12 protein-coding genes are annotated in these 15,864 nt (G+C 40.5%); 6 read left to right on the plus strand and 6 right to left on the minus strand.

All coding sequences use genetic code 11. The features are described 5' to 3' along the window. Positions 1-221 precede the first annotated feature (221 nt). From AN944_RS01635 to AN944_RS01645, 3 genes are all read left to right on the plus strand, one after another. Positions 222-905: a hypothetical protein gene (locus AN944_RS01635; protein ID WP_055022836.1), complete on the plus strand. Its 684-nt coding sequence runs from the start codon at positions 222-224 to the stop codon at positions 903-905. A gap of 243 nt (positions 906-1,148) precedes the next feature. Beyond that, positions 1,149-3,146: a hypothetical protein gene (locus AN944_RS01640; protein WP_055022837.1), complete on the plus strand. Its 1,998-nt coding sequence runs from the start codon at positions 1,149-1,151 to the stop codon at positions 3,144-3,146. A 212-nt stretch (positions 3,147-3,358) separates the two neighbouring features. Further along, complete coding sequence (locus tag AN944_RS01645; RefSeq protein WP_055022838.1) at positions 3,359-3,613, plus strand: DUF2999 family protein; 255 nt, start codon at positions 3,359-3,361, stop codon at positions 3,611-3,613. 121 nt (positions 3,614-3,734) lie between these two features. On the opposite strand, the gene AN944_RS01650 is transcribed toward AN944_RS01645, so the two are convergent. The 5 genes from AN944_RS01650 to AN944_RS01670 all read right to left on the minus strand — a co-directional run bounded on the left by AN944_RS01650 (position 3,735) and on the right by AN944_RS01670 (position 11,211). Then, complete coding sequence (locus tag AN944_RS01650) at positions 3,735-5,219, minus strand: lytic polysaccharide monooxygenase (protein WP_055022839.1); 1,485 nt, start codon at positions 5,217-5,219, stop codon at positions 3,735-3,737. A gap of 476 nt (positions 5,220-5,695) precedes the next feature. Then, positions 5,696-6,865 carry an MFS transporter gene (locus tag AN944_RS01655; protein WP_055022840.1) on the minus strand — a complete coding sequence of 390 codons (1,170 nt, stop codon included), beginning with the start codon at positions 6,863-6,865 and terminating at the stop codon, positions 5,696-5,698. A gap of 408 nt (positions 6,866-7,273) precedes the next feature. Further along, positions 7,274-8,014: a hypothetical protein gene (locus AN944_RS01660; RefSeq protein WP_235530828.1), complete on the minus strand. Its 741-nt coding sequence runs from the start codon at positions 8,012-8,014 to the stop codon at positions 7,274-7,276. 54 nt (positions 8,015-8,068) lie between these two features. Then, positions 8,069-9,235 (minus strand): BamA/TamA family outer membrane protein, encoded by a 1,167-nt coding sequence (locus AN944_RS01665; RefSeq protein WP_055022841.1) that lies wholly within the window; start codon positions 9,233-9,235, stop codon positions 8,069-8,071. Between the two features lie 263 nt (positions 9,236-9,498). Further along, positions 9,499-11,211, minus strand: coding sequence for a diguanylate cyclase (locus tag AN944_RS01670; RefSeq protein ID WP_160319068.1), 1,713 nt, complete (start codon positions 11,209-11,211; stop codon positions 9,499-9,501). A gap of 535 nt (positions 11,212-11,746) precedes the next feature. Between AN944_RS01670 and AN944_RS01675 the strand changes: the two genes are divergently transcribed. The 3 genes from AN944_RS01675 (at position 11,747) to AN944_RS01685 (ending at position 14,949) form a co-directional block, all read left to right on the plus strand. Further along, the gene (locus AN944_RS01675) at positions 11,747-13,864 is read left to right on the plus strand and encodes a TonB-dependent siderophore receptor (RefSeq protein WP_055022843.1); all 2,118 of its coding nucleotides are present in this window, start codon (positions 11,747-11,749) and stop codon (positions 13,862-13,864) included. Further along, on the plus strand, positions 13,839-14,354 hold the full coding sequence (locus tag AN944_RS01680; RefSeq protein WP_055022844.1) for a thioredoxin fold domain-containing protein: 516 nt from the start codon (positions 13,839-13,841) through the stop codon (positions 14,352-14,354). Before AN944_RS01675 ends, AN944_RS01680 begins: the two co-directional genes overlap by 26 nt. A 142-nt stretch (positions 14,355-14,496) precedes the next feature. Beyond that, positions 14,497-14,949, plus strand: a complete 453-nt coding sequence (locus tag AN944_RS01685) for a YHS domain-containing (seleno)protein (RefSeq protein WP_055022845.1) — start codon at positions 14,497-14,499, stop codon at positions 14,947-14,949. 136 nt (positions 14,950-15,085) lie between these two features. Here the strand turns inward: AN944_RS01685 and AN944_RS01690 are convergent, their stop codons facing one another. Continuing rightward, a complete protein-coding gene (locus AN944_RS01690; RefSeq protein ID WP_235530829.1) occupies positions 15,086-15,535 on the minus strand; it encodes a hypothetical protein in 450 nt (149 codons plus the stop codon). Positions 15,536-15,864 lie beyond the last annotated feature (329 nt).

Below are 15,864 nucleotides of genomic sequence, written 5' to 3' on the forward strand. Positions count from 1 at the left end.
AGAGAACGGGACAACCATCACCCTTGTTACATCAACATAAATCCATTGTCATGGTTAACAATTAAATAAAGCTTAAACCTGAGGAAGATAAAAATAAAACGTCTCGACCGTCATTAACCGCTGACTTTTCAACCTACTTTCATTGATATCCATCAATAAAAACAGCTACCATAATTTAGTTAATTATTGATAATTAAGAATAAAAATAACAATGGTGCAACATGCAAAAATTTGGTCCAGTTAAAAGCTTCTTACTCTTCGATCCTGAAATTAGCAAATTACAATTCAATATAATTATCTGTTTACTGATATTTTGGGGTGGATTAACCCAATATATGGCAATCAGTTATATCCCTTCGCTATGGATAGACACCCTTGGATTTTGGCCGATATTGGGCCTTTTTTTTGTATCCAGTATATGTGGCGTACTCATGCTAGATAAAGGGCAACCTATTTACATTTTTACAGGTTTTAATCTCATTTTATTAGGTTCAGGCGCTTTTCTCTGTTACTTCTTACAATCACTAAGCACTGAAATCATAATAGATTTTATAAAATATGCCGTATTCATGGTGCTATTTTTATTATTTTCGAACGTGTTTTTACCAGAAAGATATTTACAAAAAAAGCCATTTACCTTAATCGCTACCGCGCTAGTCATATTGCTAGAACTTGTTTCATGGTGGCTTTGGGGATCTCACAGCAACATTTTAAGCTTATTGGTGTTGGTTTTGGTTATTGGTGGTCTCAGTAGTACATGGGCTGAAGCCAATGCAGAACACTCTGAGTACATTAAGCTCGAATTAAATGATGCCATATTCTGGGGCGCACATGTGTCTATGGGGCTTATCTTCCTCTTAATCCAAGTGGCTTCTAGACGCGATGACTCATCTAGTACAAATTAACCCAACGATTCTTTAATCAATAATAATCATTTTTTTCAATCTATTAGAAACTTAAAAAGCCGGCATTCATAACCCATTGCCGGTTTTTTTCACCTCCACTTGAACATATTAAAAATATATTCATACTATGTTTGTTGATTTATTGTTGTTTTTATATACACTTTTTAACGCACATTAGGTGCCTTCAAGCGGAATGATGGGGAGAAGCTCCGCTGATATATTCGAAATAATAGGGATATGAAAATGAAAAATAACCAAAATAGTGTCAACGAGACCTATAAAAAGCTCACCATAATAAGTTTACTCGCACTCATGCCATTGGGGGCTTTTGCTGGCACTGAGCACAACCATTCAGAGATGAAATCATCATCAAAACTTACGCAAAATAGCGCAAATTACGCAGAGCGACATCGCCCTCAGCGAACTGGGCACCACAGTGAACGGTACGCCCATAAATGGCGAAAAGATAAGTCACATGGCCATAAACACCAAGAACATAATGGTCACCGACATTGCAAATACGAACGTGCCTTTTGCCAAGGTATACCTGAGGTTGCTGAAGCCGACCTTCCAACAGATACTGACTTAACGGGGTATACGGGAGAAGATATTGGCTTCTTCGAAAATAAAGTCTTTGATGATGAACCCGAAGTCCTCTATGCATCAGACAGTTTTGATGACACAGTCAATGACACCAGTAGACTAAAAAAAGCCCTTAGGTTTGCGGCTAAAGAAGACGATGGCGGTGTTGTTATTCTACGGGCGTCTCAAAAAGGGACGAATAACCGCTACAGCTTGGCGCACATCGTCGTACCATCGAATGTCCGTATTGAAGTCGAGCCTGAAGTCATACTTGAAATGCGTGGCATTAAAGAAGATACCTACCCTACTGGTAACCCAAATAACCGACCAAATCGCCAATTTTTATTCTCATTTGGTCGCAGTATTGGTCCAAGTAAGTTATCAGCTGAGCGCACGGTGAACGTTCAAGTCACATCAACGGATCCGACTCGAAACTTTACTGTCGATGCTAAAACCAATATGCCATTTAACTATGGCGAAATGCAGGGCGGAAATGGAGGTGGGCTAGTCAACTTAACTCGTGCTATTCCATTTGGATTATTTTATGTCGAAAACTTTTCAGTGTCGAATGTCACCATTGAAGATAATCATACTGAATCAGTATCTGTGCAAATGTTTGCCGATGCCGACTACAAAGATGGCTCATTCACGTATCGATTTGGCTCAGCGCCACTTTATCTTCAAAATCGCTATGTAAAAAATCCTGAAGGTTCACCTAACTTAAATAGACCAATGAACCCTATTAATATTCCCATCCCAACCGATGAGAATGGCAATTTCATCGATGATAGCGGCAATATCGTACCTGACATGTTTGCCATTCAACGTAACCCGACCTACGCTCGCACCCCTATTAAAGGCTCAATTAAAAACATTAAGTCAATTAATGCACATACAGGATACGGTGTGGTGCAAGTTTACGGTGGAGACTGGATTGAAATTGATAATATTGAAGCCTTTAATGGTATTGGTGTTCGAGTTGAGGCAGGTAATGGCACTAACAAAGACAACTTTAACCGCTCAGGCCCTTACTTTAGTTCAGCCAATAAAATCAAAATTTCAAATATTAAAGTCACTAACGGGTTTACCGGAGTGTGGTTAAAGCCACACAGTAAGATAATGAAAGACATTAGTGTAGAGAACATCGAAGCTATCGACAGTGGTTCAGCATTACTTGTCGGCAAAGGCTCATTTGCCTGTAAAAGTAGTTGTCGTGACTTAACACGTGGCCGAATCAACAACTTAACAGTCAGTGGTGACATTATTTTACGTCAAACCATCTATGATGAGCCTGTGGCTGAAGTTGGTAATGTTGCGACATACTTTTTAAGTGAATCAAACCGTGAATATTTAGCCCAGCAGACAGGTAAAAGCACCACCGAGATTTCTCGTGCTGATATTGAGCGTAATGTTTCGGGATCACGTTGGTATTTAACCTTTCCAGCAGCACCGATCCTAGCGCTCTCTCAGCTATCAGCAACTGAAATTGGCGATCAGTCAGCTTTTGAAGGCTTTTATGGCGTCGATTATTGCGACGCAAATATCATTCAAGATGGACTTGCACTGACTGACCGAGAAAAGTCGCGCCCTGACATTCTTTATATGGGAGATGCCCATACTCCAAATGGTGAGATCGCAACCGATTACATTTATAAATAATGCAATATTAAGGCTGATCCCAACTTGGTCAACAAAAAGCCAGCGCAATTGATGCTGGCTTTTTACTACTACGTTCTACACCTGTAGCCATAATGGGGGGATATTCATTCATAAGTTAATGAAATCATTTAGCAAGTTTTCCACTCTGCAAAATAACGATATCAATGGTAAAATAGTAAGATAATTCGTATCCATTAACACAAGGTCTTGCAATGAATCCAATTATTGCCCTATTAAAAGAACATAGCGTCAGTGATGAAAAAATCAGTGAAGTGTTCCAAGCATTAACTCAAAACCCAATGATGGCTATGAGCATTATTGGTCAATTAGGTATTCCAGCGGAAAAGCTACAACAGCTAATGGCAATGGTTATGCAAAACCCTGGGTTGATTAAAGAAGCTGTTTTGGAACTCGGTTTAGACTTCTCTAAAGTGGAAGCAGCGAAAGCGCAAATGCAACCTCAATAAGCCTGTTGCATTAACCCGCAAGCTTTATCAATAAAAACGGCCAATCTTTGATTGGCCGTTTTTATATCTTATAGATCAATACTCACCACCTTACATGACAAATTGACCATACCACTGTGACTTAGCGCCACACTCCCCACTCACCTGTGGTACCTGGTTCTTCACCTTGAGTCCACCACTGAGCTGTCCAAGTTTGATTATTATGTATAACGGTTTCACCACCGGTATACACTGCAGATGCACTCCATTGCTCCCCAGGCTCAGGGCCTGGTCCTGGCTCAACATCGCTTGGCGTTACGCTAAAGCTATAAACTGATTTATCTTCCTCACCTTGCCCTGTGACAGTGAGTTCAAAGCTGAAGCTTTGAGCGAGATTATCGAGTCGTGCAGTGTTAATAATTAGTTCGTCATGCTGACCAATTTCAGTCTCAATTGGTGTGCCACTCACTTGCACCCATGCCACATGCTCAATATCACCCTGGCTGTTCGCTGGGGTTAATACGACATACTCGCCATGTGACACCGTAGCATCGGTAATAGGTTTTAATACCGTTGGCGTAATGACGGCTTCGACAAACTCATTCTTCTCAGAAATACTAAACTCACCATAGGCTTGAGCATTCTTTGAGTTAAAGAAATTCTCATGCAGCTGATTTTGAAAATACATATAGTGATTCATCTCAGCATGCCAGCGACCAATAAACACATTGCCATCATAATGGTCGTGATAATAACCACTGACTTCAGCAGCCAATAAACGATCCCAAGCCAGCTGGTTCTCTTCGGTGATAACGAGTGAAAAGCTAGAATGGATTTCGCCATTGTTATTGTAGACTTTGTAGTTAACTGACTCGCCTATTTGTGGCGTTGTTAAGCTCACCTCTTTTGGAATAAACGCATCCCCCTGCTCTAAATAGGGTTCTGTTGGCTCAGGATCAATTGGGCCGTCACCAGTAATTGTGATATCACTACAGTTATAAAACCCTTCACCGACTGGATCTTCACGTTGCCAGCGAGTATACAAAATCGCATCACCAGAACGGTCTGCTGGTATTGTAATATTCATCCGATACTTTTTATCTTCACCGACTGCAACATTGCCGTACTCTTGCAGTAAGACTAAATCATTCCAATTAAGTGGCTTAGACACATCCACTCCAGGTTTGGTTAAATAAAATTGCCAAAATGAAGGGTTGTGAGGTGCAGTTGCATTAAACACATACTCAAATTCACCTGGTGCTAATTCAGTTCGTGTCCATGCTGTATGTTCAGCCCCCATTCCCCGCTTTTGAGCATCATTGGCGTAACATAAACTGCCATCAGGGATCGCCGCTTTCACCGCATCCATGTCATTATAAGCAGGCGCAGGTATGTTAATGGCAAATTCATTACGCTGAATAAATGGATACGTACCAGAAATCTCTTTTGCTTGTGCACAAGCCGCATTCGGCGGTGTACCACTCCAAAGCCCACCTTGCTCATAACAGATTGATTGCCTTGCTTCAGGAAACTCAGCCCAGCCATGAGCGTGTGCTTGTTGATTAGGCATAGTGAAATACAAAGCAGAAACAGCTGCCATTGCACCTATGAGTCTTATTGTTGTCATTAAATATCCTTTATAGTTTTTGAATATTAACTCACTCATTAATATTCATTTCGGTCGACATGTTGAACAAAGCGACCAATTCAACAAAAAATAAACCTAAGTATCAAATTACTAATAAATAAGAGTAATTATGTAACACAAAGAACTATTATCAGCGCAATGAGTACGCTGCCAGATAAGCTTTAACGAAAGAAAAACTGCTTTTATTTGCTAAAAAATACAATACAAACAAATAGAAGCGTTAATAGAGTGGGAAATTTACACGTTAATAAATGAAGCTGAGTGTAAAAAAGACTGCACCACCGATGCTACATATTGATAAGTTTGTGTCATGAACTGTCTTTGAATAGACAAAGTGACTCGATTTATCCAAGCTAGCACGCTTGGTTCAACTGATGGCTTTACTGCCTATAACAGGCAGTAAAGCTTGTAGAATGAAGTGCAGCTGCGAGGACTTCGCAGCTGCCGTAAGGGCGTTAACCCGCAATGGGCTTTTGGCCTGACGAAATGGTTTCAGCGCTTTTCATCAACATATAAATACAGGTTGTTATTAAGCAAACACCTAGGTACATGATCAAGCCATTTCCGACTTCGGTAAATGTTGTGGCTAACAGCGGACCTAAAACAGAACCCACGCTATAGCACAGCAGCATCATTTCTGTAGCCGATACCATTTTTTCAGTCGGTAAATGATCACATGCCAGTGTGATGGCGATGGGGTAGAGTGCAAAACTACTCGCACCTAATAGCAATAAACTAAACCCCATCATTACTAACGTGGAAGACTCAAGTACGCCCATAACCGCTAAACAACCTAGCATGCAAAATATCGCCATTAATAAGCTTTTACTCATTCGGGTCGACATCGCACTGGCAATGGGTTGCACTAACATGCCCCCCATAATGATGCTCGCCATTAGCAGTCCTGTGTGCTCTGCAAAAACACTGATATGCGTTAAATATGATGGCATTAATCCATAAATTGGACCGAGCAATAACCCTGACACCATACAGCCAATAATCGCTGGGCGGTTGATATGGCGGATTTCTTTGCGGCTAATACTTTGTTGATCGTGACTATGGGGCTGGCCAGAACGAATCAGAATGGGAGCCAATGTCGCCATAAACAAGAGTAACAATACACACAAATATGGCTGTATTCCGTCGGTACCAAACACTGAAATAGCTAACTGGCCTACAGCACTACCGCCATACAAAGCCGCCATGTATAGCCCTAACCGCTTAGCACGTTGCTTAGAGCAATTTGCCATTAACAACCAAGACTCTACGACTACAAATACACCTGCCACAGCCATGCCAGCAACAAAACGAGCGACTAACCAAGTCACTTGATGTGGCACCAATATCATAACAACAACGGTCAGCGCCACCAGAGTCAAAAAAGAGATGAAAGATCGCCTATGTCCAAGTCGTTTAATCACTCGTTGAATACAGGTAGCACCAACCAATAGACCAAAATAAAACACACTGGCGAGCCAAGGTATTAATGATAAATCGATATCAAAATGGGTCACAGATAAAGGAATTAGGCTCATTAAAAAGCCTGAAGCCACCGCGAAAAAAGTTAAACCAACTACAGGGGTAACAATGTTATTTTCAACATTATCATGCGTGATTATCGTCAATTTAGTACTACTTAATGAAAGGTTTTGAAGGGTTAAATCGTGCTTGTCGGCTAAAAGGGCAAAATCACCCTTAGACTATTTTCGGCGAATGTATTCTTGAAGCAATTACAAGTAAAGCTATTTTTGTTTCCAAAATCAAAAATGGTTAAAAATGCTTCAAAAATGGAATATAGATCATGTTTTAGTACGTAAAACACGCTAGTAAAATAGCACTAGCAAGTGCAATAGTTTAAAGGGAAAGACCTTTCATCAAATAAAAAAGGAGGGAGATATATGAATAAAAAATATATTTATAAGCTAAAAAAAAGCCACAAAGCAAAATTAAAGCACCAGTTATAGACGTTTAGCTTACCTATACTAATGTATTGAACAATAATGACAAGATTAAACTATTCACTTAAATTTCCGTTATTGTTTATCACAAGTAGAATGGTAATGATTAAGCTCAATTAGGCCTTTTAAAATAATGCCGTGATAGCGTGCTTTAACAAGTTGGTAGTCCATTTCTGGGGCGAAGAAATATGTGACTTCCTCTGCACCAGACTGCTCAACAGGGATTAAGGTCATTTCTCCCCATGGTTCAATCTGTTCGGAAACAGGCTTTTTGACATACAGTTGATAAGGCTCAATTGCATCAGATGCTTGCCTAACTAAGGCGAATTGAGTTCGACCTTGGAGTAATAATTGACGCATTTGAATGGCTAGCGTATCGACATCTCGAAGGGGGATTTCGGTAGATGTATAACGATCTTTTTCACCATCTATATCGACCTCGGATGTAAGCCCATCATGGCTAAATGACACCTTCATATCCCGAGCGCGAAAGCCTGTCACTAATTGATGAAAGTTATCGGTTATCCATTCATCACGGGTATTCGACCAAGACAGCTCAGCGCGCTGATCGTATTGAGTGCCGATCCCTAAAATACTGGCTTTACTTGTGGAGGTAACCACAGCCGACTGGCCTTGCCATGTTTCGGTTCTTTTCATGGTGCCAGTGTGAATGCCACTCAAATAAATATCATAGTGAGAAGTACGACTACACTGACTTTCGACAGTAGCATCCTGTTCAGATGCATTGGTACAAAGTGGAAACAAGATAACCACCAGCACTAATTTTACCGCTATTGTCAGTTTTAATACGCTCATTACTTCTCTACTATTTTACTATCGTGCTCAAACATACAACTTGAGTGATGTAGATTAAAAAACTTCATTCACATTAAGGTAGAAGTTAGTTTCGTTTTCGCCTACACCCGCATCAAATCGTAAGTTGATATTGTCTTTAATTTTAAAGCGAAAGCCTGTGCCGTAAGAGGCTAATAACTCATCAGTTAAGTCACTCACTGAAGGAGCTACACTGCCAACCGCGCCCCAAAATACCATGCCATAGCGCTGAAATATCGGTAAACGATACTCAACTTGGCCCATCATCATTTGCTCATCTCTATAACGGCCTTTAATGAAACCACGCATAGCACTTGAGCCACCTAAATCAGGTAATGCATTCCACGGTACGTCACCACTAGTAAAATGACCTTGAACTTGCCAAGCAATTAACCCAGGCGCATGACTTAACATAGACGTAGAGCTTAAATCGATGTAGTTTGCCAGCTCGACATTGTAAGTTGAAAACGTCGAATACTCACTGTTTTGGTATACACCAGCATCAACTTGAAACAACCACCCTTTGGTGGCGTTTAAGCGATAATCTCGTGAGTCATAAATACTAGTGACGACAACACCAGAACTAAAGTTACTTGGTAAAATCGTGCTTTCGTCGACAGGCTCACCTGTTTCAACATATTCTAATTTATCGGCACTTGCATAAGTAAAGTCTGCACCTATACCTAGAAAGTAATTATCGGCAACCTCTGTCATCCAGCGAGGTTTAAAGCTATAAAGCTGTTCTTCATATTCATGATGATTAATGTCTAGATTACCATCATCAATTCCTTTGCCATAATACACCGCCGCTTCATTATATAATTCGACGTCTAACAGTAAGCGCTGCTTACCGCCATTAAAAAACGTCATGTTTTCAGCTTCAATACCATAAGAGTTGTTCATCGATACAAATGAATTCAATACCAATGATGAAGGCTGTTCATCTACGGCTGCCCCTTCAGTTTTATATAACCCGACCATGAGTAACCCCACACCAAACTTCTTTTCTGGTGTGTAATAAGCCGTAGGCAGATAACTCATATCGATGGGTTTACTGTCATCAAACTCACCATCGGCACCAAATATCGACAAGATATCATCGACCCAAGTCGGCTCCATGTCTTCTGGTGTATCGATTAATGGCTCAACAGCAAGAGTAGCACTCGAAAATGCCAATAAAGTGAGTAATAAAATCCGTTTCATAGCGGCTCTAATGTGAAGTGAAAAATATCGGGAAAATTGCCATGTGGCTCGTGGGGCGCATTCTACCATTACAAAAATTTTCAACAATTAATTTTGTTATAACTTAGGTATTAATTTAATGCGCTTACATTTTATATTAAGGCGTTTCAATATGAAGATTGACCTAGCACTGAGGTGTGCTGAACTTCATCATTAGGGTAAGAGTTTGATTTATAAGTTTAAGAATTCATCAATGAACTTAATCGGAATGACAGAGGTGACCATTAACTCACCACTCTAACTTGGTTTTTACCATCTTGCTTTGCAATATAAAGTGCCCTATCGGCATTTTTTATCATAACCTCAAGGGTGTCGTGATTAATTGATTCATCCTCAAATCGAGCAGCGACGCTACCAGCAACACCAATACTTGCAGTTAACATTAATTCGCAATCAATTCCCGTAAATGAAATGGCCTCAATAGCCTCACGTATTCTTTCTGCATGCATAATAGCGCCATCTCGTGTGGTATCAGGTAAAAATACAATAAACTCCTCACCTCCCCAGCGGGCTGAGATATCGCCTTCTCTTGATGTTTCAGCAATGGCTTTCGCCACTTTTTTTAATACTTCATCGCCTTTACTATGCCCATACTCATCATTTACTTTTTTAAAGAAATCAATATCAATAAGAGCAACTGAGATATTACGTTGAGTATCGACAATGTTTGGCCAAGTTAATTCTGTAAGCACTTTAAAACCACGACGATTATTCAGTTCAGTTAACGGATCCGTACGGGCATATTTTTCAGCTATCAACTTGTCTATTTGCGCTATTCTAAACTGCCTTGCCAAAATGGATGCCAGTAAAATTGCTTCGAATGCCATCCCCACTTCAATCGCTTTAAACGTGTAATCGTTATAAGGCACTAACACGCCTGCAACAGCGAGTGTTGAAATGGTTATACACACCGCGGCAGTCACCGAAGATAAAATGAAAAGAACCGCAAATGGCTTTTGTGCTTGCAATGCTTTTACCCCCATGGCGATAAATAACATGACAAAACAGGTGTTTAAGATAAATGCCAACACCATCGAAAAAAATAGTTGGTTAAACACAAAGCCAATTAACATCCCTAGCGGAATATACAGCGTTGTACGCAATACAAATTTATCTAATCTTGGTGCATATTCTTTGGTGTGCAGTAGCGATCTTGCAAAATGTAGCCCTGCAACGCTATAAGTGATCATTAAAAAGATATCGAGCCAATCTTGGAAATAAGGACCAAAATCATAGGTAATAATCGTGTGCAACTGACCAGTATAAGACAAGCTATTTAAAACAAAGCCCAACAGATACAAACCATATAAGCCATATTCACGCTGACGAATAAACACAAATAGCACTAAATTATATAATGCTAGCGCCACCATAATTCCGTATAACGCGCCATACTGATAACCACTGACAATGTCGCGATTTATCGCATTTTCTACACTATTAAATTGCACAGGTAGCGCCATTGGACCTTTCGTTTCAACACGCATAATAATGTCTGTGACGCCAGGTAAATAGGCATGTTCGAAAGCGTAAAAGCGATACTGCATTGGCCTAGTATCGAAACTAAAAGCATCGCCACCAGCAATATGTTTGATTACCTGCCCATCTTTAATCAGCCAAGTATCAATATAATCAATCCATGGCGTTTCTACTGATAAGCGATAGTCTTGGCTTGTATTAGCGACATTATTGACCTTGACTGACATCCACACAGGATCAACGCCAATGCCCAAAGAAATAGAGTTACTTGAACCAAGAGAAAGTTCAGTTGTTTGAAATTGTTGACGCGCTTCTGTTAAAGATAGCTTACCGTCACGTTCACGAAAATATGCCGTATGTTTACCAACACTGCCTTTACTAAAGCTAGGGATCTCAATTGTGTCTGCATGCAGTGTAAAGCTCATGAATAATGACATGACTGAGTAAAAAAGTATCATCACCAGCCTCGTATGTTGGAAACCAACACACGCCGCTTTCTTTGAAAATATTTTATTCCATACACTCAGCTCAAGCATAAAAACAAATGATATATAGTTGTTATTTTTTTGATAATAACACTGAAGCAATAAATCTTCGATAGATGCTTGTTTCAATTGAAGAACAAGCCGTTCTAATCATGTAGGGTAAAAGTGATTACAGCTTTTAAATGGCATTTTTCATGCCCAAAAACATGATAAAGGAAATACTAAAATTAACATCCTTGGCAGTTTATTAAATCGCAAACGCCTCCACTTTCAGCTGATATATGTCATTTACACACCAAATGCAGCAAAATGAATCGCAACATTTATTGATCTAGATCATCTATAAAACCAAGTAATTCACACCTTTGTGCACCAGCCCACAATTACAGCAAATGCTAATCATTATCATTTGTATCAGCTTTATCTACGCCATAAAATCGCAACAAGCTTAACAAGTGCAGCACGAAAGCAACATTTACATACACTAACAATCACAAAAGTTGACAATATGAAGCATTCAATTTTAGCCGCAGCAATACTCAGCGCACTGACCTTTTCGGCTCAAGCTGAGACCACAGCCACCGATGATGAAATCGAAAAAATTGAAGTCAGAGGTGTGCGTCAAAAATTACAGCAAGATGGTCGTTTGAAAGATGTCATTCAAAAAACAGAAGTGTTGGATGAACTGATGATTCAAAACAAAAACGCCTTGAGTTTAACTGATGCAATCAATAATGAACCCGGCGTAAATGTTTCAAATGAATGTTCAATGTGTGGTGTTAAGCGCATCATGCTCAATGGTATGAAAGGCGAACATACGACAATTTTAGTAGATGGCCTACCAACACATACTATGATTTCTGGTTACTATGCGGTTGATGCGATTTCAACCACGGGTGTTGACCGTATCGAAATTGCACGTGGCGCAGGCGCTTCCTTGATTGCCCCAGAAGCGATTGGCGGAACCGTAAACGTTGTCACTAAACAAGCCTACGAAAACGAAGTGTCTGTTGATATCGCTAAGGGATCACATGACTTCACCGCAATGAAAGGAATGGCAACAGGAATTTCAGATGACAGCAAAACGGGTATCACCTTAATCGGCCAATATGATAAACAAGATCAGGAAGATCATGATGATAATGGTGTTAGTGAAGCGCCTTTCCAAGAGAACTATACCGTCAGTTCGTTAGTCAGCCATGATTTAAACGACACCAATAACATTCACCTGCGTGTAGCAAAAGTGCGGAGCGAGATCTTTGGTGGCCCTGTGATTGGCGACAATGTTGGCTCTATTCAAGAGGCGATCAGCAGCTATGATGGCGTAGAATCTGATAGCTTATTTGTTGGTGATGATGTCCGTAATGAGTACATAGGTAAAGCGTGGGAAACCACTGAGTGGATTGAAACCAACCGTGACGAAGCCTACATTAAATGGTTAAGCGAACTAACCGATTACACCACCTCTGAGTTTGCCGTAAGCTATGCAAGACATGAGCAAGACTCTTTTTATGAAGGCATTGATTACCGTGCAAAAGACACCATGTACTATGCCCGAGCTAAGTTTGATACAGAACTGACCGACAATCACTTTTTAACCTACGGCGCAGATATTCGCACCGAAGAAATGCGCTCGCATACCGATGCGCTGCATGACGTTGAAGCTTATGTCAGTGACTCATTTGATTACGATGTAAAAGGCGTATTCATTCAAGATACATGGACTCCTACTGACGATATTGAAATCGCGATGGCACTTCGGGTAGACAAAGTGACCGCTGATTTTGTTGATGACAAAAAACCTGGCACTGAAATCGACGAAACCTTTATCGCCCCTCGTGTCGACATGCGTTATTTCCACAGTGACACATGGACTTCACGCTTGTCTGCAGGTCGAGGATACCGTGCGCCACTGTCTTTCTTTGAAACCGACCACGGTATTTTAGATTCAGAAAAGGGTTACTTGATTGATGTCGACTCATTAGAAGAATCATTATCAGCTAACTACGCCTTAAGCTATGATGCTGGCACATTAACGGGAACTTTCTCAGTCGCGCATTCAAACGTGCAAAACTTAGCATCACTGCAAGAAACTGACGACGGTGTACCGATTCTGACTCAGCTTGATGAAGATGCATCAGTCACTACAGTCGACATCGTGGCAGGCTACAGCCTAACTGATGAGCTTACCATTAATGCCAGTGCTGAATACTTTGATTATAACGACGTATTTCGCTCTTCATACTCAATTGCCCCGGTTGAAACCCGTGCAGGTATTGAGCTTGAGTGGAAAACTGACGATTTCACCGTATTTTGGAATACCACATGGTTTGGCGAGCGTGACTTAACCGATTACGGTTACGAAGGTTATGACATCAAAGGTGACCCTAGCTCGCTTAAAAGCCAAGATGCACCTGCCTTTACAGTATCTGATGTAAAAGTACAGTACAGCCTAACAGACCAAATCAAAGTCTACGGCGGCTTATCAAATATCTTTAACTATACCCAAATTGAAGAAGGGGAATCACCACTGTTTTATGATGCTGATGGCGGCTATGACGTTGCTTACATTTATGGTCCACTTCACGGTCGTGAATTCTATGTTGGCATTGAAGGCAAGCTTTAACAGCCTAGTGCTACTGACAGCGTTAGCTGTTAGTAGCGCTGCCAGTGCAGGTAACAACAGCACTGAACTGTCTGTGGCGCAAATCCAGCTAAAGGATTTGCGTACCAGTCAGTCATCCGTCAGTTATCACTCACAAAAGCCCACCGTATTGATGTTCTTTCAACCTGACTGTAGTTGGTGCAAAAAGCAGGGCAAGATCATTACTCAACTAGTCAGTGAGTGCGGTAACAGCGTCCACTTTACTTTAGTTGGAGATAAAGGTTCTAAAAGACAACTCAAACGAGAGTTGCGTCATTTTTCAGAAACGATTCCCTCTCAGCAAAGCACACAGCTATTTGCCCGTAAAAGTGGCGGTGTTAAAGGGTTCCCCACCACCTTAGTGCTCGATACTCAAGGTCATGTGCTGGCTAAACGCCGTGGTTTTACTGATGAAGCAATGCTACGCAAATTAACAAATGAGCTCAGCCAAGGAGAATGTGCCCTGCAATAACAGGGGATGCCGTTAAAACTCCCAAAGATAACCTCCTCCATGATATACCCAACAATGAAATGTTTTTCTCGTTTGCGGGGTCTTATTTACCAATGACTTAAACAGTGACTGTCATCAGTCAACGGACATCAAAGGAAATAAGATGAGAACATTACACCGCCTTTTAATATTACTCGGTTTATCCATGGCTCTGATGGGATGCACTAGCTTGAGTGACAAGCCAATTTATAACGACCAAGGCTATGCGGTTACAGGTTATGATGTCGTTGCGTATTTTACTGATAATAAAGCAGTTAAAGGCAGTACAGCATTCCAAACAGAATACCAAGGCTCACAGTGGTTGTTTGCAACTAAACAACATCAACGACAGTTTGAACAATCCCCCGAACGTTACATTCCACAATACGGCGGTTATTGCGCCTACGCCATGAGCAGTGGTTTTGTTGTCAGCAGTGATCCACAAGCTTTTACTGTGTATCAAGACAAACTATATTTAAACTACAGTTTAAGTGTGCGAGAAAACTGGCTCGAAAATAAAGCGCAATTTATTCAAGAAGCCGATGGATATTGGCAGCAAAAAGTCGCCAAAAATTGAACATCAATTAAGTTATGACTGTTAGTTAACATATAAAAAGGGCCGAATGATACCATTCGGCCCTTTTTAATGACTAAAGCTGTGAAATATCACGCGTTGAAATTTAGCGATTTCACTAGCTATTTCACTAGCTATTTCAATAACTTACCCACTGCATGATTTCATTGGATTGCATTAAGGCATATTGCCTTTTTACCAAACTACCAGCGGGCTCAAACATGAGTAGCTCTGCAGGTCTTGCTTGGTATTTACGAATAAATTGATCGCCCTCAGGCGTCCCTATTCTCGCAATCAAAAATGACACGTCATCACCTAACGTTGCACGTGCTGTATTCATTTGCTCAGTCTGACTGTTACTCACTGCAAGGTTAGGGTCGTAAACAAACACTAAAACGGGTTTACCAGAACCAATATCTTCATGTGTCGTTTTAAAACCTTTCGGCAATACACTAAATACCACAGCAATTAACATCACAATGGCAGCAATGACGCCTAACGCAATCCAAGGCTTGCGAGACTTAGTTGACTGACTAGATTGAGTTGTATCCTTGATAACAAGTCCCTCTTTAACGGGTGAAATACACAATAAGGTGTGAATTGTAATAAACGTATCTGAGAATTAGCTTAAAACTTTAGCGCTTTATTTTTAAGTGCGCTAATTTTTAAGCTATTGAAACTCACTCCACAACATAATTAATTCATCATAAAGCGCTAAATTCAGCCCTTACCTCACTTTACCTAAATATCTAAAAAACACTTAAAACATTTAAAATCTTATAGTTAAGCCAAGCTCTTTCTCGACACCCTCAACATGAACAACGCTCATGTTGCAGCGGAAATTTAATCAATTTTCATCATCTGCTGAAACACGTATAAAACACACTCGGCTTACAAAAACGATGAAGGCTAATCGAA

Origin of the sequence: Shewanella sp. P1-14-1 (assembly GCF_001401775.1) — a bacterium.
GTDB classification, from domain to species: Bacteria; Pseudomonadota; Gammaproteobacteria; order Enterobacterales; family Shewanellaceae; genus Shewanella; species Shewanella japonica.

What these genes read in the sequence shown, in the direction of transcription:
- AN944_RS01640 (WP_055022837.1), top strand. Translation starts at nt 1,149, where the DNA reads ATGAAAAATAACCAAAATAGTGTCAACGAGACCTATAAAAAGCTCACC.
- AN944_RS01675 (WP_055022843.1), top strand. Translation starts at nt 11,747, where the DNA reads ATGAAGCATTCAATTTTAGCCGCAGCAATACTCAGCGCACTGACCTTT.
- AN944_RS01635 (WP_055022836.1), top strand. Translation starts at nt 222, where the DNA reads ATGCAAAAATTTGGTCCAGTTAAAAGCTTCTTACTCTTCGATCCTGAA.
- AN944_RS01650 (WP_055022839.1), bottom strand. Translation starts at nt 5,219, where the DNA reads ATGACAACAATAAGACTCATAGGTGCAATGGCAGCTGTTTCTGCTTTG.
- AN944_RS01660 (WP_235530828.1), bottom strand. Translation starts at nt 8,014, where the DNA reads ATGAGCGTATTAAAACTGACAATAGCGGTAAAATTAGTGCTGGTGGTT.
- AN944_RS01665 (WP_055022841.1), bottom strand. Translation starts at nt 9,235, where the DNA reads ATGAAACGGATTTTATTACTCACTTTATTGGCATTTTCGAGTGCTACT.
- AN944_RS01680 (WP_055022844.1), top strand. Translation starts at nt 13,839, where the DNA reads ATGTTGGCATTGAAGGCAAGCTTTAACAGCCTAGTGCTACTGACAGCG.
- AN944_RS01685 (WP_055022845.1), top strand. Translation starts at nt 14,497, where the DNA reads ATGAGAACATTACACCGCCTTTTAATATTACTCGGTTTATCCATGGCT.
- AN944_RS01670 (WP_160319068.1), bottom strand. Translation starts at nt 11,211, where the DNA reads ATGATACTTTTTTACTCAGTCATGTCATTATTCATGAGCTTTACACTG.
- AN944_RS01645 (WP_055022838.1), top strand. Translation starts at nt 3,359, where the DNA reads ATGAATCCAATTATTGCCCTATTAAAAGAACATAGCGTCAGTGATGAA.